The organism is Algoriphagus sp. NBT04N3, from assembly GCF_019443765.1.
GTDB lineage: Bacteria > Bacteroidota > Bacteroidia > Cytophagales > Cyclobacteriaceae > Algoriphagus > Algoriphagus ornithinivorans.
This window is the reverse complement of the sequence record NZ_CP048415.1, coordinates 2,903,262-2,925,090: the sequence shown is the minus strand read 5'-3', so window position 1 is coordinate 2,925,090 and position 21,829 is coordinate 2,903,262. Positions and strand designations below refer to the sequence as shown.

Annotated in this window: 11 protein-coding genes; 10 read left to right on the top strand and 1 reads right to left on the bottom strand. The window is 38.7% G+C overall.

All coding sequences use genetic code 11. The features are described 5' to 3' along the window. Window positions 1-6: 6 nt before the first annotated feature. Entirely contained in the window at window positions 7-2,781 is a 2,775-nt protein-coding gene (gene leuS, locus GYM62_RS12610) for a leucine--tRNA ligase (protein WP_219956675.1), read from the bottom strand. A gap of 256 nt (window positions 2,782-3,037) precedes the next feature. Here leuS and GYM62_RS12605 point away from each other — a divergent pair, with 256 nt between their 5' ends. The 10 genes from GYM62_RS12605 to GYM62_RS12560 all read left to right on the top strand — a co-directional run bounded on the left by GYM62_RS12605 (window position 3,038) and on the right by GYM62_RS12560 (window position 21,825). Continuing rightward, window positions 3,038-4,630, top strand: a complete 1,593-nt coding sequence (locus GYM62_RS12605) for an amidohydrolase (RefSeq protein ID WP_219956674.1) — start codon at window positions 3,038-3,040, stop codon at window positions 4,628-4,630. Between the two features lie 255 nt (window positions 4,631-4,885). After that, a complete protein-coding gene (locus tag GYM62_RS12600) occupies window positions 4,886-5,359 on the top strand; it encodes a GNAT family N-acetyltransferase (RefSeq protein ID WP_219956673.1) in 474 nt (157 codons plus the stop codon). 88 nt (window positions 5,360-5,447) lie between these two features. Beyond that, window positions 5,448-6,074 carry a 7-carboxy-7-deazaguanine synthase QueE gene (locus tag GYM62_RS12595; protein ID WP_219956672.1) on the top strand — a complete coding sequence of 209 codons (627 nt, stop codon included), beginning with the start codon at window positions 5,448-5,450 and terminating at the stop codon, window positions 6,072-6,074. Window positions 6,075-6,078: 4 nt separating this feature from the next. Continuing rightward, entirely contained in the window at window positions 6,079-8,001 is a 1,923-nt protein-coding gene (locus tag GYM62_RS12590) for an OmpA family protein (protein WP_219956671.1), read from the top strand. 482 nt (window positions 8,002-8,483) lie between these two features. Next, window positions 8,484-11,465, top strand: a complete 2,982-nt coding sequence (locus tag GYM62_RS12585; protein ID WP_219956670.1) for a TonB-dependent receptor — start codon at window positions 8,484-8,486, stop codon at window positions 11,463-11,465. A 13-nt stretch (window positions 11,466-11,478) separates the two neighbouring features. After that, the gene (locus GYM62_RS12580; protein WP_219956669.1) at window positions 11,479-12,936 is read left to right on the top strand and encodes a RagB/SusD family nutrient uptake outer membrane protein; all 1,458 of its coding nucleotides are present in this window, start codon (window positions 11,479-11,481) and stop codon (window positions 12,934-12,936) included. Between the two features lie 17 nt (window positions 12,937-12,953). After that, a complete protein-coding gene (locus tag GYM62_RS12575; protein WP_219956668.1) occupies window positions 12,954-13,784 on the top strand; it encodes a hypothetical protein in 831 nt (276 codons plus the stop codon). A gap of 179 nt (window positions 13,785-13,963) precedes the next feature. Beyond that, window positions 13,964-17,410 carry a S8 family serine peptidase gene (locus tag GYM62_RS12570; RefSeq protein ID WP_219956667.1) on the top strand — a complete coding sequence of 1,149 codons (3,447 nt, stop codon included), beginning with the start codon at window positions 13,964-13,966 and terminating at the stop codon, window positions 17,408-17,410. Next, on the top strand, window positions 17,407-18,111 hold the full coding sequence (locus tag GYM62_RS12565; RefSeq protein WP_219956666.1) for a hypothetical protein: 705 nt from the start codon (window positions 17,407-17,409) through the stop codon (window positions 18,109-18,111). Before GYM62_RS12570 ends, GYM62_RS12565 begins: the two co-directional genes overlap by 4 nt. A gap of 735 nt (window positions 18,112-18,846) precedes the next feature. Continuing rightward, complete coding sequence (locus tag GYM62_RS12560) at window positions 18,847-21,825, top strand: TonB-dependent receptor (protein ID WP_219956665.1); 2,979 nt, start codon at window positions 18,847-18,849, stop codon at window positions 21,823-21,825. Window positions 21,826-21,829: the final 4 nt, after the last annotated feature.

Genomic DNA, 21,829 nt, shown 5'->3' with positions numbered 1-21,829 from the left:
AGCGACTTAGATTACCAAATTCACAATCTTACCCGGTACAACAATGATCTTTTTCGGGGTTTTCCCTTCCAGCCATTTTTGAACTGTTTCATCTGCCAAAGCCTCTTTTTCAATAGCTTCTTTGCTAAGGTCTAAAGATAGGTTGATCTTGGCACGCATCTTTCCATTGATCATTACAGGATACTCAAAGCTGCTTTCAACCAAAAACTCCTCTTTAAACTCAGGGAATTTAGCTTCGGTAATCGATCCAACATGACCTAGTAATGACCAGAGTTCCTCGGCAATGTGAGGAGCGTACGGCGAAACCAAAATAGCCAAAGGTTCTAATATTTCACGCTTATTGCATTTCAGTGATGTCAATTCATTGACACAGATCATAAAGCTAGAAACGGAGGTGTTAAAAGAGAAATTAGCCATATCCTCTTCCATCTTCTTGATGGTTTTGTGCAAGGTTTTCAGCTCTTCCTTGCTTGCTTTTGCATCAGAAACTTCAAATTCTCCTTTTCCATTGTGGTAAAGGTTCCAGAGCTTTCTCAAAAACTTGAACACCCCGTCAATACCGTTGGTATTCCAAGGCTTGAACTGCTCCAAAGGCCCTAAGAACATCTCATACAGCCTTAAGGTATCAGCTCCATAACGCTCAATGATATCATCCGGATTGACTACATTGTACTTGGATTTAGACATTTTCTCTACTTCTGCTCCGCAGAGATATTTGCCGTCTTCCAGGATAAACTCAGCATCTGCCAAATCTGGTCTCCAGGCTTTGAATTTATCCAGGTTCAATTGGTCATTATGAACAATATTGACATCCACATGCATGGCTGATGTGTCATATTGATCTTTTAATCCATGAGAGACAAAGGTGTTGCTTCCTTTCAACCTGTAAACAAAATTGGATCTACCCTGAATCATCCCTTGATTGATCATTTTTTGGAAAGGCTCGTCAATACTCACCACTCCTAAATCATACAAGAATTTGGTCCAGAATCTGGAATATAATAGGTGTCCCGTGGCATGTTCTGACCCTCCTATATACAGGTCAACAGAACCCCAATAGTCAGTTTTGCTTTTATCAGCAAAAACTGCATCGTTTTTCGGATCCATGTATCGGAAAAAATACCAGCTCGAGCCCGCCCAACCAGGCATGGTAGAAAGCTCCAGCGGATATTCTCCATCTGCAGTTTTATAAGTCCAATCTTTGGCTCTTCCCAAAGGCGGCTCTCCATCTTCTGTTGGTAAATACTTATCTACTTCAGGCAGTACTAAAGGAAGGTCCTTTTCATCAATTAAGTAGGGAAGTCCGTCTTTGAAATAAACTGGAAGTGGCTCTCCCCAATAGCGTTGACGGGTAAAAATTGCATCCCGCATTCTGTATTGGATTTTTCCTTTTCCAATTCCTTTTTCTTCCAAAAAGGCGATGGCTTTTTCCATAGCATCTTTCATATACAATCCAGAAATGAATCCAGAATTGATAATCAAGCCTCCTTTTCCGGGGAAAGATCCGTTTTCCATGGAACCCTCAATTACTTGACGAATTTCCAAGCCAAAATGCTTAGCGAAGTTGTAATCTCGCTCATCATGAGCAGGTACTGCCATGACAGCGCCCGTTCCATAACCTGCCAAAACATAGTCCGCCACCCAAATTTGGATTTCTTCTCCATTGAAAGGGTTGATAGCGTAGGAACCCGTAAAGGCTCCGGATATAGTTTTGACATCACTCATTCGCTCTCGCTCGGAGCGATTTTTTGCTACTTGAATATAGGCTTCAGCAGTTTCGCGCTGATCTTCAGTAATCAGCTCAGCCGCCAAATCAGATTCAGGTGCCAAAGCCAAATAAGTTACCCCATAGATGGTGTCTACGCGGGTTGTAAAAACCTTGATTTGATGATCAGATCCTTTGACTTGAAAAAGCACTTCCGCACCGATGGATTTTCCAATCCAATTTCGTTGCATTTCTTTGATGGGTTCTGCCCAGTCTACTTTCTCCAATCCCTGCAATAACCTATCCGCATAAGCAGTGATTCGCATGGACCACTGCATCATCTTTTTTCGCTCTACGGGGTGACCGCCTCTTTCAGAAAAACCATCCTTCACTTCATCATTTGAAAGTACGGTTCCTAGAGCAGGACACCAGTTGACGGTAGTTTCTGCCAAGAATGTCAATCTATATTTAAGTAGAACTTCTTGTTTCTCTTTTTCTGAAAAACCTGCCCAATCGGAAGCTGAAAAAGTAGGAGTATCCTCATCGCATACAGCAGATATCCGGGTGTTTCCTTCTTTTTCAAATTGGGATACCAAAGAATCTATAGAAAGTGCTTTGTCAGCTTTCAGATCATAATAGCTATTGAATAGCTGCATAAAAATCCACTGAGTCCATTTGTAATAGGATGGATCAGAAGTACGAACTTCTCTTTCCCAGTCAAATGCAAAGCCTATGTTTTTTAGCTGCTCGGTGTAACGAGCGATGTTCTGCTCGGTTGTGATAGCCGGATGTTGTCCAGTCTGGATTGCATATTGTTCGGCTGGTAATCCGAAAGAATCATAGCCCATAGGATGCAGGACATTGAATCCTTTCAGTATCTTAAATCTGCTGACGATGTCTGAAGCGATATAACCCAGTGGATGGCCTACATGCAAGCCCGCACCTGAAGGGTAGGGAAACATGTCCAGAGAATAGAATTTGGGACGATTGGGATCGACTTCTGCATGAAAGGTTCCTTTTTCTTTCCAGAAGCCTTGCCACTTCTGCTCTATTTCCCTGAAATTATACTCCGCCATGATTAATTATTTCTTGATTTTTTAGCTAAACGCCTGCAAAAATAGAAAATTCAGGCGGGTTTGGTAATCAATTTTCTAATTCCTCTTGCACTTATCATTTTCCATCCGTCAATTTTTTGATAGAGAGTTTCCTGTTTTTATTAATTTCAGCAAGCTAACCATCAACCTTATGAAATGCACATGAGGAAAAATCTCACACAGGGAGATGATTATCCTGGGCATTCCATCTGACCTCTAAAAAACAAATTAAAAACAGATGAAAAGTAAATTATTGATAATGTCCGCTGCATTGATCTTTTGCAGCCAGATAACTTTTGCACAAAAGAAATATTCTCAAAAACAAATTGATGCCCTTAAAGCTGAAGTAAGCCAATTGGTACAGGAAAATCATAAAATGAGCCAAGTAATGGTGGATAAAATTTTCAGTTTTGCCGAATTAGGCTTTCATGAAGTGGAATCGTCCAAATACTTAACCAGTATTCTGGAAGAAAATGGATTTACCATAGAAAAAGGAGTGAGTGGGATACCTACTGCTTGGTTTGCAACATGGAAAAATGGGGAAGGCCCGGTTATCGCCTTGGGTTCAGACGTAGACTGTATTCCAAAAGCCTCTCAATACCCCGGAGTAGCTTATCATAAGCCCATGGTGGAGGGGGCTCCAGGCCATGGAGAGGGACACAATGCAGGAATTCCTTTAAATATTACTGCTGCTCTGGCGGTGAAGAAAATCATGGAGCGTGAAAAAATTGGAGGTACATTAATCTTATGGCCCGGAATTGCTGAAGAGCTGGTTGCAGCCAAAGCTTGGTATACCAGAGATGGTCTGTTTGATAATGTTGACCTATGTATTTTCACCCATGTTGGCAATAATTTGGGAGTAAGTTGGGGACAATCCTCAGGCACTGGATTAATCTCTGTGGAGTATACTTTTTCAGGTGAAGCAGCTCATTCTGCCGGTTCTCCATGGAGAGGCAGAAGTGCCTTGGATGCAGCCGAATTGATGAATATAGGTTGGAACTATAAAAGAGAGCATTTGCATCCTTTGAAAAGGTCTCATTCCATTTTTACAGATGGAGGAGATCAACCTAATGTAGTGCCTTCCAAGGCTTCTATTTGGTACTATTTCCGCGATGTGACTTATGAAGGAATTATGGAAATGTATGAAACGGCCAATAAAATGGCTGAGGGTGCTGCATTGATGACTGAAACGGAAGTTAGCAGTAAGATTTTGGGTACTGCCTGGCCGAGGCATTTCAATAAGGTGATTGCAGAACAGATGTACCAAAATATATTGAAAGTTGGATTGCCAGAGTGGTCAGAGGAGGATCAAATGCTGGCTAAAGCTGTTCAGGAAGAGGTAGGATCCTCCAGAGAAAATGGATTACCTACAAAGCTGGATACTTTGGGTTTACCTGTAACCCAACCTGTTTCTGGTGGTTCGGATGATATTGGGGATGTATCATGGGTCGTGCCTACTGTTACATTGAGATTTCCTTCTAATATCCCTGGGCTTCAAGGACATCATTGGAGTAATGCCATAGCTATGGCAACGCCGATTGCTCACAAAGGAGTGACTCAAGGGGCAAAAGCTGAGGCAATGACTATTTTGGATTTCCTTCTTAAGCCAGAATTGGTGGATCAAGCTTGGGATTATTTTAAAAATGTCCAGACAAAGGAGACCCAATACAAGCCGATGATTACTGCTGATGATGCTCCTCCAATTTATCTGAATACAGAAATCATGAATCGTTTCAAGCCTGAGTTGCAAAAGTTTTACTACGATGAGACCAAGTTTGATACTTATCTGGAACAATTAGGCGTAAAGTATCCAACAGTGAAGAAAGACTAGGAATTTCTTGTCTAAAGAAAAACAAATCAGAACCGTTAACTGAATCAATGTTTTGAAAAAATGCTAATTTAATAGTATGAATATCCGCTTTCTTATCAGTAAGAAGAAGAATATGGCTTAGTATTAACTGGAAGGGTCAGAACCCCGAAGCTTCGGACATCGGTCATCGGTCTTCCATTCGGCCAAGCAAAGAATATATGGTAACTGGCTAATTTGCGGATAATCAGATTTAAAAGTGTAATTAACTGATAATCCATGGATTCAGAACATCATTCGATAGTAATTCGTGAGGCCTCATTGGAAGAAATTCTTTCGGTTCATCGTGAGATACCAGAATTTCAGGGTGAGGTCTCATTGGATTTTTATAAAAATAGATTGGGTAACAAGTCTTATTTAGCCTTGGTAGCAGAATTGGAAGGGGAATTATTAGGGTTCAAAATTGGCTACGAGGGAGAGAATCCAAAAATATTTTATTCCTGGATGGGAGGAGTGAAGCCAGAGTTTAGAAAAATGAGAATCGCTGAATCTTTGGCAGATTATCAGGAAAAATGGGCTCTTGAAAAAGGGTTTGATACCGTTTATTTCAAAACAAGAAACCGCTTTTCAGACATGATCAATTTCGCTTTTAAAAGAGGTTTTCAGATAGTAGATTTTTTTAGAAAAGGGGAAGTGGAGGATTTCAGGATTGTGATGATGAAAAAACTGGATGGTTCAAAGATTGAATTTTAGTAGTCTTCTCCATCATATTCAAAACTTAGCTTTACCTTTGTGAGATAATTAACCAGCGGTCGAATCACCCGCTTTACCAAAAATTCAAATGACTACTCAAGAATTGGTGGCCTCAGGCCTACAGCTTCCAGTCATGGAAGCTTTTTACACTATCCAAGGAGAAGGACGATTTACCGGAACACCCGCATATTTTATCAGACTGGGAGGTTGTGATGTGGGCTGCGTTTGGTGCGATGTTAAGGAATCATGGGAAGCAGGGAAATGGCCGGTATTAGCTATTGAAGAAATAGTAGAAGAGGCTGTAAAATATCCTGGAAGATTAGTGGTGATTACCGGAGGAGAGCCATTGATGTATGATTTAGATCCTTTAACCCGTCTTTTGAAAGAAAATGGCTTTACTACCAATATTGAGACATCAGGGGCGCATCCTTTTTCAGGAGATTTTGACTGGGTATGTTTTTCTCCAAAAAAATTCAAGAAGCCTCACGCGTCCATTTATTCAGAGGCTGATGAACTGAAAGTGGTAATTTTTCATCAAAGTGATTTCAAATTTGCAGAAGAACATGCTGCATTGGTGAATAAAAGTTGCGAGTTAAGGCTACAACCAGAGTGGGGTAAGGCTGAAAAATTCACTTCTGAGATCATAAACTATGTGAAAAATCATCCAACTTGGAATATTTCCCTACAAACTCATAAATTTATGGATATTCCATAAGTTCATGCGCCCTGTTTTAGTAGGAATTCTTCTTTTGTTATTGACTTCCCATGCATTTGCACAGGATTTTTCCATTATTGATGGGCGGGCAATTCGTTTTTACAAGGAAGGAGAGCAGCTAATTTTGGAAAGGAGATATGATGCTGCCTTAGAAAAATTCAAGGATGCGATCAATCGAGAGGCATCTTTTTTGGAAGCCTACGTCAAAATGTCTCAGCTCTTGATTACCATGGGGAATTTGGAAGAGGCCGAAAGAGTAGCTGAGTCTGGAAGATCCAGATTGAGTGGGAAAAATGCAACGCCTAAGCACAGTGCTGACATTGGCTGGGTTTTCTCCAACATTTATTTGCAAAAAGGAGAATTCGAAAAAGCCTACAAGCAGTTTGAAGCCATAGATCCTTTATTGGATGATTCCTTTCGCTCTCATGTTTATTATAAAGAGATGAAAACCCAGATGGAATTTCTCAAAACTCAATTGGGAAAATCCATGTCCATAGAAAAGGAAAAACTCGAGGCTCCTCTAAACCAATTTCAATTGCAATACTTTCCTGTCTTAACTGCGGATGGGAAGCAGATTCTTTTTACCAAAAGAGATGGTACGGGCAATTATGATAAAGAAGATATTTTTACCTCCTTTTTAAGCGAGTCAGACGAATGGTCTGTTCCCAGAAGTATAGCATCGACGATCAACTCACAATACAATGAGGGAACTTGCTCGGTAACCGCAGACGGAAATATTCTTATTTACACTTCATGTGATGCGCCTGATTCTGAAGGCAGCTGTGATTTATATGTAGCCTATAAGGTCAACGGAACTTGGCAGAGGCCCAGAAATATGGGTAAAAAGGTGAATTCAAGGTCCTGGGATTCCCAGCCATCCTTGTCGGCCGATGGTCGAATCCTGTTTTTCTCTTCTAATAGAAAAGGTGGCTATGGAGGAAATGATATATGGTATTCAGTCAGATTAGCTGATGGGAGTTGGGCTGAAGCCAAAAATCTTGGGGAAACTGTCAATACACCTAAGGATGAGATTTCACCTTTTATGTTTTTTAATAATGAAATCTTGTTTTTTGCTTCAGACGGTCATCAGGGTTTCGGAGGGATGGACATATTCTTATCCCGAGTAAAGGATGGAAAGTTTACCAAACCCGAAAATCTAGGTCTACCTATCAATGATCAACTAGATCAAGTTGCCTTGTTTATTACAGCTCAAAAAGACTATGCATATTTCACGGAGCTAGCGAGTTCAGAAAATGGTAGAGATAGGTCCTTATTGTATAGATTCAAATTCCCGAAGGATATATATCTAGGCGAAAACCTGACTGTTACAGGCGGGAGAGTTTTTAATTCTAAAACAGGAGATCCGATAGATGCTACTCTTTCCTTGGTTTCGCTAACGAATGACAGTACGCTTTATGAATTTAAAGCTGATGGTAAAACGGGTGAATTTATGATGCTTTATCCTGAAAAGTCAATTTCAGGTCTATATGTGGAGAAGAAAGGGTACCTGCCGAAGATTTATAATGTAGAAAGAGACAAGCTTCAAAATGTAAAGGATTTGGAGGTACAATTGACTCCGGTTGCTTCAGGTGAGGAGTTTGTTTTTGAAAATGTATTTTTTGATTTCGATAAATATAATCTGAAGCAAGAGTCCATGTCTTCTCTGAAGCGATTGGTGAAGTTTCTCAATGAAAACCCCAATGTTAATATCATGGTTACCGGCCACACTGACAACGTGGGTTCTTCCGCATATAATCAAACACTCAGCTTGCAAAGAGCTAAGAGTGTTCAGGATTATTTGATCCAAAATGGAATGCATCCGGGTAGGGTTTTGGTGGAAGGAAAAGGAGATAAAGAACCGATGGTTCCAAATACCAATGCTCAAAATCAAGCCTTAAACAGGAGGATTACTATACGAGTTTTGTGATTTTTTGAATCGTATAGCCCTAAGTTGATTTGCTCGTAATTGCAGAATAAAATTCTGTATTAGCGAGAAAAAACAAATACTATTTATCAGCTTTAAAATACTGTATTAGCTATATTTTTCATTTATTATAATATGCAATTTTTAATATTTAATAAACCTTATTTCATATCTAAATAATTTTGCGAAAAATTAAAAAAGGGCAATAAAAATTGGAATTGTATTTTTTTTCTTAAATTTTTTAGACAAATTTAAGATTTAGTATTAAAAATTAACTTTTGTTAACATTGAGATAATGTATCTAATTCAGAATTAAATATCACATATGATATTTATTCCAAAATTAATTCTGAAATTATCTTTTTTATCAAATTCTGAACGTACTTTTTATTATAAACAATTCTAAATTTTATGGGTAGTGCTCTTGGGATATTCAAAGATATCGGATATCATTGAACTTATTTTAAACCATAATCAAACCAAATATGAGGAAAGTTTTACTTCTAGGACTCATGCTGTTTTTGGGAAGTGCGGTAGCATTTGCCCAAAATCGTGTGATTACTGGTACTGTTACCTCAACCGAGGATAACTTGGGAGTACCAGGAGCGACTGTTCTGGTAAAGGGAACTACGATTGGTACTGCCACCGACTTGGATGGTAATTATTCAATCAGTGTTCCAGCCGGAAGCAATGTTTTGGTCTTTAGCTTTGTAGGCTTAAGACAGCAGGAAGTGAGCATCGGAAACAGAACTACCATCAATGTAGCTTTGGAGCCAGATGTTCAAGCTCTTTCTGAATTCGTGATCACATCATACGGTGATCAGTCGAAAAGAGAAATTACAGGTGCGATTGCGTCTGTGAAAGGTGAGGTTTTCGAAAACCTGCCTGTTCAATCATTTGACCGTGCAATGCAAGGTCGAATTGCGGGTGTTCAGGTGACTTCGACTTCTGGAGCTCCAGGAGGTACTTTGAACGTTCGAATTCGAGGCGTAGGTTCGATCAACGCAGGAAATGATCCACTTTATATCGTTGACGGTGTGCAGGTGGCTTCAGGATCCTTGTCTGGTCAGGGACCTCAAAATGCCTTGGCATCTATCAATCCAAATGACATTGAGTCAATTGAAGTATTGAAGGATGCTGCAGCTGCTTCCATTTACGGTGCTCAGGCAGCCAATGGTGTTGTATTGATCACTACTAAAAAAGGGAAAAAGGGTGTAACTAAAACAAAAATCACTGCTCAGGAAGGTATAGTACAACCTTTGAATCTATATGAGGTGATGAATGCTACTCAGTTGGCTACAATCAAGCGTGATGCTTACATTAACGCCGGATTGAATCCAGCAAACGCGGCTGCTACTTATGGAAACCCTGAGGATCCAAACTTACAGTCTTATGACTGGGTAGACGAGTTGTACAGACAAGGTAGACTTTCTGTTTATGACGTTTCAGTATCAGGAGGTGATGAAAAGACTAATTTCTATCTTTCTGGATCTTACACTAACCAAGAAGGTCAAATTATTGAGTCTAGCTATGAAAGAGCAACTGGTCGTTTGAATGTGACTCACAGACCAAACAAAAAGTTGACTGTCGCTGCCAACCTTTCTTTGGCATACCAAAGAACATTGGGAACCATTGCAAATGGTAACTTCGTGAATGGTCCTTTCTCTGCTGGTTTTACCATGAGACCTAATGTACCTATCTACAATGAAGATGGTTCATTCAAAGCAGATTATCCTTCTAACCATAACTTCGGTTACAACATCGTGCAAGGTGTTTATGAAGAATTGAGGAGAGGTACTTCAGTTCAGACTGTTTCTAACTTGCAAGCGAATTATCAGATCACTCCTTGGTTGAGCTGGACATCTTATTTTGGTTTGGACTTCTCTGACAATAGAGATGAAAACAACAGACCATCTACAATTCCAGTATTCTCTTCTTTTGGTGGTCAGTCTTTTTATGCCGATAGAAGAAACAATAACTTCAACACCAACCATAACTTGAATTTCAACAAGAAATTCGGTGATGTACATACTATTACCGGTTTGGCTGGTTATGAATATAAAGGATTCCAATCTGAAGAGACTACAGCAACTGGTCGTGGATTTGCTAATCCAACTTTGAGATATCTTCAAAATGCTGCGACTCCTTTCGCAGTAGGAGGTTTCTTTACTGAATTCAAAAGAATCGGTGTATTTGGAAACGTGAAATATAACTACGATGACAGATACGATGCTGAATTCACAATCAGAAGAGACGGTCACTCAAGATTTGGTGCTCAAAACCAGTGGGGTACATTTGGAGCTGCTTCAGTAGGATGGAGAGTTTCTTCTGAATCTTTTATGCAAGATTTGACTTGGTTGGACAACTTAAGAGTTAGAGCATCTTTCGGTATCACAGGTAACTCTGATATCGCAAACTTCGCTTCAAGAACCCTTGTAGGAAACACTGGACAATATTTAGGTTCAGGTTCCTTAGGTCTTTCTCAGTTGGGTAACGATCTATTGACTTGGGAAGAGTCTAAGACTATCAACTTAGGTGTTGACTGGACTATTTTCAATGGTAGATTGATCGGTACAGTTGATTTCTGGAGAAAGGACTCTGAATCATTGTTATTTGACACACCTCTTCCAATTGATTCAGGATTTGGAAGTATTACGAGAAATACAGGCTCCGTAAGAAATCAAGGGATTGATATTGATTTGCAGACTGTGAACGTTGTATCTGGAAAATTCCAGTGGAATACAGGATTCAACATCACATTCTTGGAGAATGAATTAAGAGAGTTATATGATGGACGAGATAGAATTGGAAATGATCTTATTGTAGGTAGACCAATTTCATTCTGGTATACTCATAGATTCTTGGGTGTTAACCCAGCAAATGGTAGAGCAATGTACGATGATGCGAATGGAGGATATACCTACATCGTAGGTGAATCAACTCTTCAATACATCGGAAGTGGATTGCCAACTAGCTATGGTGGTTTATCAAACACTTTCTCTTATGGTCCTGTGTCTTTGGAGGTATTCTTCCAAGGTCAATTTGGAAACTTAGCTGGAAACCAGGATATGTTTAACCTTGAAGATTGGGGAGCATCTACTGGTAACTTAAGAACTAACCAGTTGAGCTATTGGAAGCAGCCAGGTGATATCACTACTGTAGGTCGTCCTTACGAAGGTGGTCAGGCTCCAGGAACTTCAAATATTGATACTTTCTCTACTCGATTCTTAAGTGATGGTGGATATATAAGATTGAAGCAAGTGACATTGAACTATGTACTTCCAAGTGCTGCTGCACAGAAAATTGGAATGCAAGGACTGAGCGCTTTCGTTCAAGGCTTGAACTTGGCCACATTTACGAAGTATACTGGTCAGGATCCAGAAGTTGTGGGTATTAGAGAATTTGTATCAATTGGACGTTTCCCGAATGCGAGACAGTTCTCAGCAGGTTTAACCTTAACCTTCTAATTTGAATATAGCTATGAAAAATATATTTAGAATAATGGTATTTGGTGGTGCTCTAGTAGCAGCATCTTGTACTGATCTAGAAACAACTCCTAGACAAAGCTTAACTCCAGGCACTGCTCTAGCAGATGCAAATGGATACGAATCATTGGCTTTGTCAATGTATGGAAGAGCAAGAGCTTTTGGTTATTACGGTCAAAATATGATGATAGAGCCTGAAATTTTAGCAGATAATTTAAGGATAATAGCTAATACAGGCAGATATATTGGCGAAGAGGCTAATGCAGATAGAGCCCATTTTAATCTATGGGATTTTAATCCTAACAACAACTCATTCAGAGGTGTTTATGCTGGGATCAATGATGCAAATATTGTTTTAGCCGGAATTGAAAATGTGCCAGGGCAGGAGTCCTTAAAAAATAGAGTGAAAGGCGAAGCCCACTTTATGAGAGCTTTGTTCTATTTCGATTTGGCAAGGGTGTATGGTTATGAGCCAGGTAAAGAAGTGAATGGCTGGGATAAATCAGTTATATTGAGAACTGAGCCTACTTTAGGTTTCTCTAATGCTGATTTCAGAGCTAGAGCTACAAACCGTCAGGTTTATGATCAAATTATCTCTGATTTGCAAGCGGCTGTTAACTTGTTGCCAACAGCTACTCTAAGAAATGCTTCAGTTTATAGAGCAAGTAGAGGTGCTGCACAGGCATTGCTAGCTAGAGTTTACTTATATGACTCTAAGTTTGCTGAGGCTGCTGCTTCTGCATCAGCTGCAATGGCTTCTTTCGGAATCACTGATGACGGAACAGGCTTAGCGACACCAGCTAATTATATTTCTGGATTCTCTACTGCCCCTAACCCTGAATCTTTATTCGAAATTGAGATTCGTTCTAATGACTGGTCTACTGTTGACGGTGTAAACAACTCTGTATGTTCTTTGACTGCGAATGTTTTTGCAAGTGCTCAGTTTATTGTTACGGCTACTGATGAATTAATTAATTCTTATGAAACTGGTGATGTAAGAAGAAATGCATGGGTGGCCACTACTAGATCAGGTGCTTCTGGTACTGTATATAGATCTGCTAAGTGGTTAGGACATAAAGGTGATTTCTTGGAGAACCTTCCTATTATCCGTGCTGCTGAATTGTTCTTAATCCGTGCCGAAGCAAGATATAGAACCAATGATGCTGCAGGTGCCAGAGCTGACTTGAATGCTTTGAGATCCAAAAGAGGATTGGGAGCTGTAGATGCCGCACTTTCCGGTCAGGCATTGTTTAATCAAATCATGTTGGAAAGAAGACAAGAGTTCGCGTTGGAAGGTCATAGATGGTTTGATTTGAAAAGAAATGGAATGCCAATTACAAAGGCTGGCAGGTTTGAAACCGTTCCTTACAATGATTATAGATTGCTTGCTCCACTTCCAACTGGCGAGCTTCAGTTGAATGATCAGTTGGAGCAAAACCCTGGTTATAACTAAAAAACAGAAAACTAATTATGAAAAAGTTATATATCTTATTCGCAGTAGCATTTGCCTCTTTGGCAATGACTTCCTGCTTTGATGATCCGGGGCGAGAAGTGTTCTTTGACGGAAACGTTGTTGAGTTTCATGACGGAAATCTTCCTAATGGATTCACAACAACTAAAGTCAGAAGAAACGCAACTCAAACTGATCAGGTTGATATTCAGGTGAATAGAGTATCAACAAATGCAAGTGGTGCTATCACCGTTAATATTGGGGTAGATCCAGCATCAACTGCCATTCAAGGTGTTCATGTGAATTTCACAGGAACTACAGTGACGATTCCTGCTGGACAATTTGTTGCAACATTCCCTGTTACTATCCTTACAGGAAATATTAATCCAGGAGAGCGACCAGTTCTTAAATTGATAATGCAATCTGCAACTGGTGCTGATATTTCTACCAATTATGGAGATCTAGATTTGAACATTAACGTTATATGCGAATCTAAAATTTCAACTGAGGCAGATACTTGGACAGCAACCAGTAATTCCAGATTTGGAACATTTACAGCAGACGTAAAAGTTGTTCCAGTTGCAGGAGTGGCTGGCCAATATACAATTTCAGATATTTCTGCTGGATTGTATGCTGCATTTGGTTTCAGTACTACTCAATCAGCGATTTATGCAGATAACTGTAATAAACTGACATTCGTTAGGGTAGTACAATCTCAATTTGGTGGCTTGGGTGGCCCAAGAATAGATCCAAAAGTGGGTTCTTTTGACCCTGCTACAAATACCATGATTATCTACTGGAGTGATTCCGGAAATAACATTGATGGAAGAACTACTTTAGTTAAAAAGTAATAGAATTTGATTCAAATTAAAAAAGGAGGGTTTCCCTCCTTTTTTTTGCTTTTATTTATATAAACGGGATTATTAATAGTTAGGCTTGAATTAAATTGAACCTAATTTGAATTATTTCCTGTTAAAATTTATAAACCCAAGCAGTTGTATAACAGTTTGTTGTTATAATGAGGCGCGATATGAGATTATTAGTAATAATTGCTTTTGTAATAATGGGGGGAACACTCCATGCACAAGAGACCGAGGACAAAAAAGGACTTTTAAGACAAGCAAGGATTGAAGTTAAATCCGATCTTCAAAAGCATTTGGATAAACTTAGTTTTTCAGGAAGTTTGTCCAATAAGAAATATGATTTTTTGAATTCCGAGGGCAAAATAAACCTAGAGGGTGGATTTCAGTCTAAGGTACAATACTTAGATGAATCAGGATTTCCTGTGTTTTATGCCCCGATGAACTTAAACGCAGCCAAGACAACAGGTGCAAATACACTTCAGCCTGGTGGGAGTTTGGGGCTAAATTTAACTGGGAAGGGATTAACTGTCGGGATTTTTGATCAAACCCGTCCAAAACCAGATCATGTTGAGTTTGGGAATAGACTTACTCAAATAGATGGATCTTCGGAGCAATTAAGCACACATGCTACACACGTTACTGGTACAGTGTTAGGTTCAGGTGTAAATGCTCAAGCAAAAGGCATGGCCTATGAAGCTACCGGATGGTCTTTTAACTGGGAATCTGATATTTCTAAAATGAATGCCAATGCTTATGATGCAGACACCAAGCCCAATGGCATGCTGATTTCTAACCATTCTTATGGAATTGTTCTAGGGTGGAGGTTTAGTAATGGTACTTGGACTTGGTTTGGTAACCCTAGTGTTGATCCCAAAAGAGATTGGAGATTTGGATTTTACTCTACCAAAAGCCAGGCTATAGATGAATTATTATTTACCAAACCTTACTACAGTGTGGTTTGGTCAGCGGGTAATGATAGAGATGACGTAGGGGACGGAACTAGGGATCCAGATGGACCTGACGATACAATTGGTCCGGAAGGTGTTGCAAAAAATAATTTTACCATAGGTGCTGTCGAGCAGGTTTTGAATTATACTGTTCCTGAAGATGTCAAAATGAGTAATTTTTCTTCTTGGGGTCCTGTTGACGATGGCCGAATCAAGCCGGACTTTGTAGCGATGGGCGTTAATGTATTTAGCGCTTCGATTAATTCAGGAGGACAAGATGGCTATGCCAGTCAAAGTGGGACTTCTATGGCGGCTCCTAATGCAACCGGCTCCATGTTTTTATTGCAGCAATTATACTCTAATAGAAATTCTGGTCGATTCATGCTTTCTTCTGCGCTGAAGGCTTTGACCATACACACTACCAAAGAAGCAGGCCCTGCTCCGGGACCAGATTATATGTACGGCTGGGGCTTGTTGGATGTGAATGCTGCTGCCAAAATAATTTTAAATGAAGACGGAAGTTCTTCTTTTATCAGAGAAGATATTTTGGGGAATAAAGAGGTTCAGGAATTTGAATTTGTTTCTGACGGTGTAACTCCTATTCGTGCGACTATTGCATGGACAGATCCCGCAGGTACACCACCAGGTACAGCTAATAATCCAACAAATCTGATGTTGGTCAATGATTTGGATTTGAGAATCTTCGATGAAGATGGAAAAGAATTTTTTCCATGGACATTAGATCCATCCCAAAGAGCAGGTGCAAGAGGGGATAGAACGAAAGATAATTTTCGGGACAATGTGGAGCAGGTGTATATTGAATCCCCACAAGCAAAGAAATATAGAGTGAGAATTTCTCATAAGGGAGATTTGAAATTCAATGTTCAGCAATATTCTCTAGTATTCACTGCTGGAGTAATTGATGGCTCTGATGAAACATTATACTGGATCGGTGGCACCTCAGGTGACTGGAACAACGGAGCAAATTGGTCCACTTCAGTAGATGGCCCAGCAGCAGGAAGGGCTCCAAAGGCATCTACCCGAGTAGTCTTTGAGGGTTCCAATTCGGGAAATACTACTGTCTCTTTGGATTCCAATGTAGATATCTTCAGTCTTAATTTCTTTGGAAATCAGATTGTAACTCTAGACTTAAAAGGAAATCAAATTGATGCTTCTGGAGGCCTGCGAATCAGTAATCAGATTACGACCATCAAAAATGGAGAAATTAACTTCTCTGCTGTCAACTCCAACTCTAAACTAGTTGAATTGAGTCAAGCTTCCTTTGAAAATGTTAAAATCAACTTCTTGGAAGGTAATTGGAAAGTGTTGTCCGGAGAGCTATTGGATGATATTATTATCGATAATGCAAAAGTGGAATTTGATTATAGTCAGGTTCGCGTGAATTCATTTGCAATCCTAGGTACAGGGGAGTTGAAAGGAAGCTTTGATACCTTTACTTTCAAAAAGGATTTCATTGTGGAAAGCTCCGGTACTATCAAGTCTGGTGTCAATACGGTTTTCTCTGGAACCGATGGGATCTTCAATAATTTAGCAACTCAAGCTGTCAAATCTTTATTTGCAAGTTCTGGTAAATTGACCATTTCTAGTGGTGGGATAGAGGAACTAGGTGCTTCCAGTGCAGAAATAATTTTGAACAAAGATCAGCTGTCAGTTGGAAGGCTAAATATTGGACCTGCATCAGTAATCAATTTAGGTGGAAGTTCCGAGCTAGTAATTACCGACACTATTTCTTCTACCGCAACCCTGACGCAAAAAGCAAAAATTCAAGCAACGGGTAAAGGAAAGGTTATTCACGATATTTATAGAAAATATTGTTTTGAGCACATTTCTGTTACTAATGTGGATATATCAGGTGATGCAATTATTAATTTGGGGATAGGAGCAGAGGTAAACAATTCTTCTGGATGGCTTCAGCAAAATTGTGGTGAGGTTCTATTTGCAAATTTCAAATCCACTTTTCCTTGTGTTGGAGCTGCTGTCAACTTTGAAAATCTAAGTGAAGGGAATATTTCCACTTTTTTATGGGATTTTGGTGGTTTGGGAGTGTCTAATTTGCAAAATCCGTTTTTTGTATTTGATAATGCAGGTGAATATTTGGTAAAACTTACCGTTTCAAATGCAGAAGGCTCTACAACCTTTGAAAGAAGTATTCAAATAGGCGAAAATACGCTTCAAAAGCCTGCTATTGTAGTAAATGGAATTACGCTTACCTCTCAAACGCCTGGCAGCTCGTATCAGTGGTATTTGAATGGAGAAAAAATACCAGGTGCAACAAGCAGGTCTTTGGAAGCTTCAGGAGATGGATCTTATCAAGTAGCGATTTTTGGAGAGGCATGTAATAGAGTATCTGATCCGGTAGTTATTTCAGCTATTCCTGACCAAGAGGTTGAATTAAGCAGGTTTGGTATTTTCGTAGGGCCAATTCCTTCCCAGGATCAACTGACAGTTACATTTACGAATAGCTATACAGGGCCTATTACGCTGTCAATTTTGGATATGGCTGGGAGGGTTTATAGAAGTGTTGAAATAGGAAAAAATACAGAGTCTGTGGAAGTCAACATGAATCTTCCTGCCAGTAATGGACTTTACATATTAAGAATAAAAACCAACAATTTAACTTTATACAAAAAAGTAATCAAACAATGAAGAAGTTTTTCGTAGTAGTTGCACTACTCATTTCAAACCTGTCATATGGGCAGATAAGCAATGTGGATCTGAATGGCTCACCGGCTCGTCTTTCCACTTATTCAGAAATAGATGGTTCTCCTTATTTATTTGAAGACTGGGCAAGAGCAGATATTTCACTATCCAATGCAGGATTGAAGGAAAATGTAGCTTATAAGTTCAATATTTATGAAAATGAGTTAGAGGTGATCAATGAGGCTGGAAATAAAATCTATTTGAACAAAGCCTATATTGAATATGCTATGTTGGAACGTCCGTCTATTATCATTGCGAATGGAAGTAATGAAGGGATGCTTACCAAGCTACTGTTTAAAAAAGGGTATGGAATGATTAGCGGAGTTAAGGATACTGATTTAGTCAATGTGATTGCAGAAGGAAAGAAGTATACCTTGGTCAGAAAGTTTCAGACAGATTTAGTAACACCGCCGAAGAATAGCTATTCTCCAACTCCAGGAAGAATGTTTGTGTTTGAGCAGAGTTTCTACCTGATTGATTCAAATAATGAGGTGAACTCGGTTAGAAACAGGACTAATAATATTGTGAAGTCTCTGGCTGATGATGATCAGGCTGAGGCAAAGCAAATCATCAAGGATAATAAGCTTGACTTAAGCAGGGAAGATCATATGGTGATCTTTTTTCAGAAGCTGAACCAAGAGGCCTAAAGCGAATTTAAAATGAGTTTAAACCCGGACGCAAGTTCGGGTTTTTTTGTTAGTGGTTGATTTGGCTTTAAAAAACACAATAAATATTGGGTTATATGCCTTGAATTCCCGTTAGTCCAAATTGTAAAAATGGAAGTTTGATGAAATTATTTTTATTTCCATTCTGAGTCAAATTTTGATCCGATATTCTTTAATTACTTCAACTGTAACTGAGAAAAAGTTAATTAATTTTTTAGAGGTTTGGGTCAAAATAAAATTTTGGATAAAACTCATTTATTGAATTAATAATCTACAAGATCTAGATTTAAGTCGATTTATATATTAGATGTATATATAAATCGGTATAAACTTTTTATATAATATATATATAATGGCTCGTAAAATTGCTTTAAATAGTTCAATACATATAAATTAATTGTATTTTTTTTTAAAAAAAATTGAATTTTTCCTATGCTAATAATTTATAAAAAAAATACTGACTAGTATTTATTTTGTCCTAATTAATAAAAATGTTAAAAAAATTTAATTTGGATTTAAGTCAAAAAAAATAGTAAATAATTAATTAAACGAATTATAATTAATAATGACAGAATAAAATTCTGAAAAAACAAATTATATATTAATATTATTGTATTTTAAACTTAAAGAAATTTTATACCTTTTGTATTATACTGCTTTGTTAATTGAATATTTCGGAATATCATTGATATTAAATTAAACCAAAAATATATCCTTATGAAAAAAGTTTTACTTTTCGTACTGATGGTCTTTTTAGGGCAAACATTGGTATTTGCCCAAGGCCGTACAGTATCAGGGACGGTAATGTCATCGGAAGATGGTTTGCCTGTTCCTGGAGCATCCGTACTTGTTAAGGGTACGACGACAGGTGTGGCTACGGATTTGGATGGTAAGTATACCATTTCAGTTCCAAACACTGGCACTACCTTAGTGTTCAGCTTTGTTGGCTTAATGTCCAAAGAAGTTCAAATTGGTAATCAGTCTATCATTAATGTAACGCTAGACCCTGATTTAAAATCTCTATCAGAAGTTATAGTTGTAGGTTATGGTGAGATGACTAAGCGCGAAGTAACTGGAGCTATTGCTTCTGTTCGTTCAGAAGATATCAAAAACCTACCTGTAGCAGGATTAGACCAATCAATTCAAGGTCGTGCGGCTGGTGTTTTGGTAAGTTCCGCTTCAGGAACTCCAGGAGGTGCGATAAGCATTAATGTGAGAGGTACAGCTTCTATTTCGGCAAGTAATGAACCACTTTATGTAGTTGATGGAATGCCGATTTACAGCGGGAATACATCAAGCTTAGGAAGAGGTGGACAAACTACCAACGTACTATCCCAAATCAACCCGAACGATATTGAGTCAATAGAGGTGTTGAAAGATGCTGCTTCAGCAGCAATCTATGGATCAAGAGGAGCCAATGGTGTAGTATTGATTACCACCAAAAGAGGAAAGGCTGGAAAAGCACAGGTTGATCTATCCATGTACAAGGGAATTCAAGAGCCAACCAATAGAGTTGAAAACGTAACTGGCTCTCAGTGGAGAGAGCTTATGAATGAGTCAAGAACAAATGACGGGAGACCAGCTTTATTCACAGATGCTCAAGTTGCAGACGCTCCAAATGCAGATTGGTTTGGTCTTATCTTTCAGCAAGGAACAATTGAAGATTACAACGTTTCTATCAGAGGAGGTACAGAAAACACTAAATTCTTTGTTTCTGGAGGCGCATTTTACAATGAAGGTTTCCTGAAATCTTTTGATTTTAAAAGATATTCAACCAGCCTTGCAGTAGATCATAAATTCAATGAAAAAGTAGATTTAAAGTCCAGCCTTCGTCTTGTAAATACTAGACAAAACCTAAACAACAACGATAACAATATTTTCGGTGTATTTAGTGCGGCGACTTTAGGAAGACCAGATTTCGAGCCATTCTTGGAAGACGGAAGTTACAATCACGCTTTCAGTACTTTGATTGGTCACCCTTTAGCTTTGGCCCAAGAGGTAAAAAACGAACTAAATGAGTATAGATTGCAGCCAAATATTGCAGTTGGATATAAGTTTTTCAAAGGGCTTCGTTTTGAAACTTCTTTCAGAGCTGATGTTATTTATGGTCGTGAGGATAGATACAATCCAAACACTGTTAGAAGTGGTTTTGCAACCAATGGTTCTGGTACTCAGGCAAACAACTTATTCACAACCTATTTGAACGAGAATATTTTGTCCTATTCTCAAACATTCGGTGATGATCATTATTTTGATGCAATAGTTGGACAGTCTTATCAGCGATATATTTCCGAAACTGGGAATGTGACTGGCATCAATTTCCCAGGTCCTGATTTCAAATATATTACCTCAGCTGCAGAAGTTAATTCAGGTTCTTCATTCAGAACTGAGTATGCACTTTTATCTTACTTCGGTAGAGCAAACTATAGATGGAAAGATAAGCTATTGGTTTCTGCAAGCTTAAGAACAGACGGATCATCTAGGTTCGGTGCTGAAAATAGATTTGGTGTATTCCCAGCAGGTTCTGTAGGGTATATTTTATCGGAAGAGTCTTTCTTAAAAGATTCTGAAACAATCAGTTTGTTGAAAGGTAGAGTGAGTTATGGTGTTACTGGTAACCAAGACGGTATCGGTAATTTCCAGGCTTTGAATCTTTATTCGGCTGGATCTAACTACTTGGCTTCTCCAGGTTTCGCTCCTTCTCAGTTGCCTAATGCTAGACTTAGCTGGGAGGAAAGTAGTACTTTGAACTTTGGTTTAGACTTAGGTTTCTTAAGAGATAGATTCCAAGTTTCAGCTGAGTATTTTATTCAAAACACTACAAACCTTCTTTTGAATAAGCCAATTCCAAACACTTCTGGATTTACTTCAATTACAGAGAATATTGGATCTATGAGAAATAATGGTTTTGAATTGTCTCTTTCAGGAAATGTAATTAATAGAGGAGGATTTAATTGGGATTCTCAATTCAATATATCATTTATTAAAAATGAAGTGACCGCAATTGTAGACGAAGCTACTCCAATTAATTCATTGCAAAGTAGAGCTGCAGTTGGTCAACCACTAGGAGCGTTCTTTATGATCAAATCAAATGGAGTAGATCCTGAGACAGGAGATCTGATTTTTGTAGACTTGAATGAAGATGGGGCAATTACTCCAGATGACAGGCAGTACCTAGGAAAGCCAAATCCAGATTTCTTTGGAGGTCTAAATAATACCTTTACATATAAAGGGTTTGACTTGAATGTCTTCTTTCAATTCACTTATGGTTTTGACATAATCAATAGATCTGCCCAGTTTAATCAACATTTAGGATTCTCTGCTTGGGGTATGTCTGAATTAGCTCTTCAAAGATGGCAGCAGCCAGGAGATATTACGAATATCCCAAGAGCAACTTCACTTGATCCAAACAGAAATAACAGGGTAGATTCTGACCGTTGGCTGGAAGATGGTTCTTTTATTAGATTGAAAAACCTATCTCTTGGATATAACCTTCCAAATAGTGTCTTGCAAAGAATCGGAATGAGACAAGTGAGAATTTATGGAATGGCTCAAAACCTAATTACTTGGACGAAATATACAGGTTGGGATCCAGAATTGAACTCTAACCCAGGAGCCAATATTGCGAGAAACTATGATTTCTTGACTTTCCCTCAAGCAAAAACATTCACGTTAGGTATTAATGTTGGATTTTAAAGCA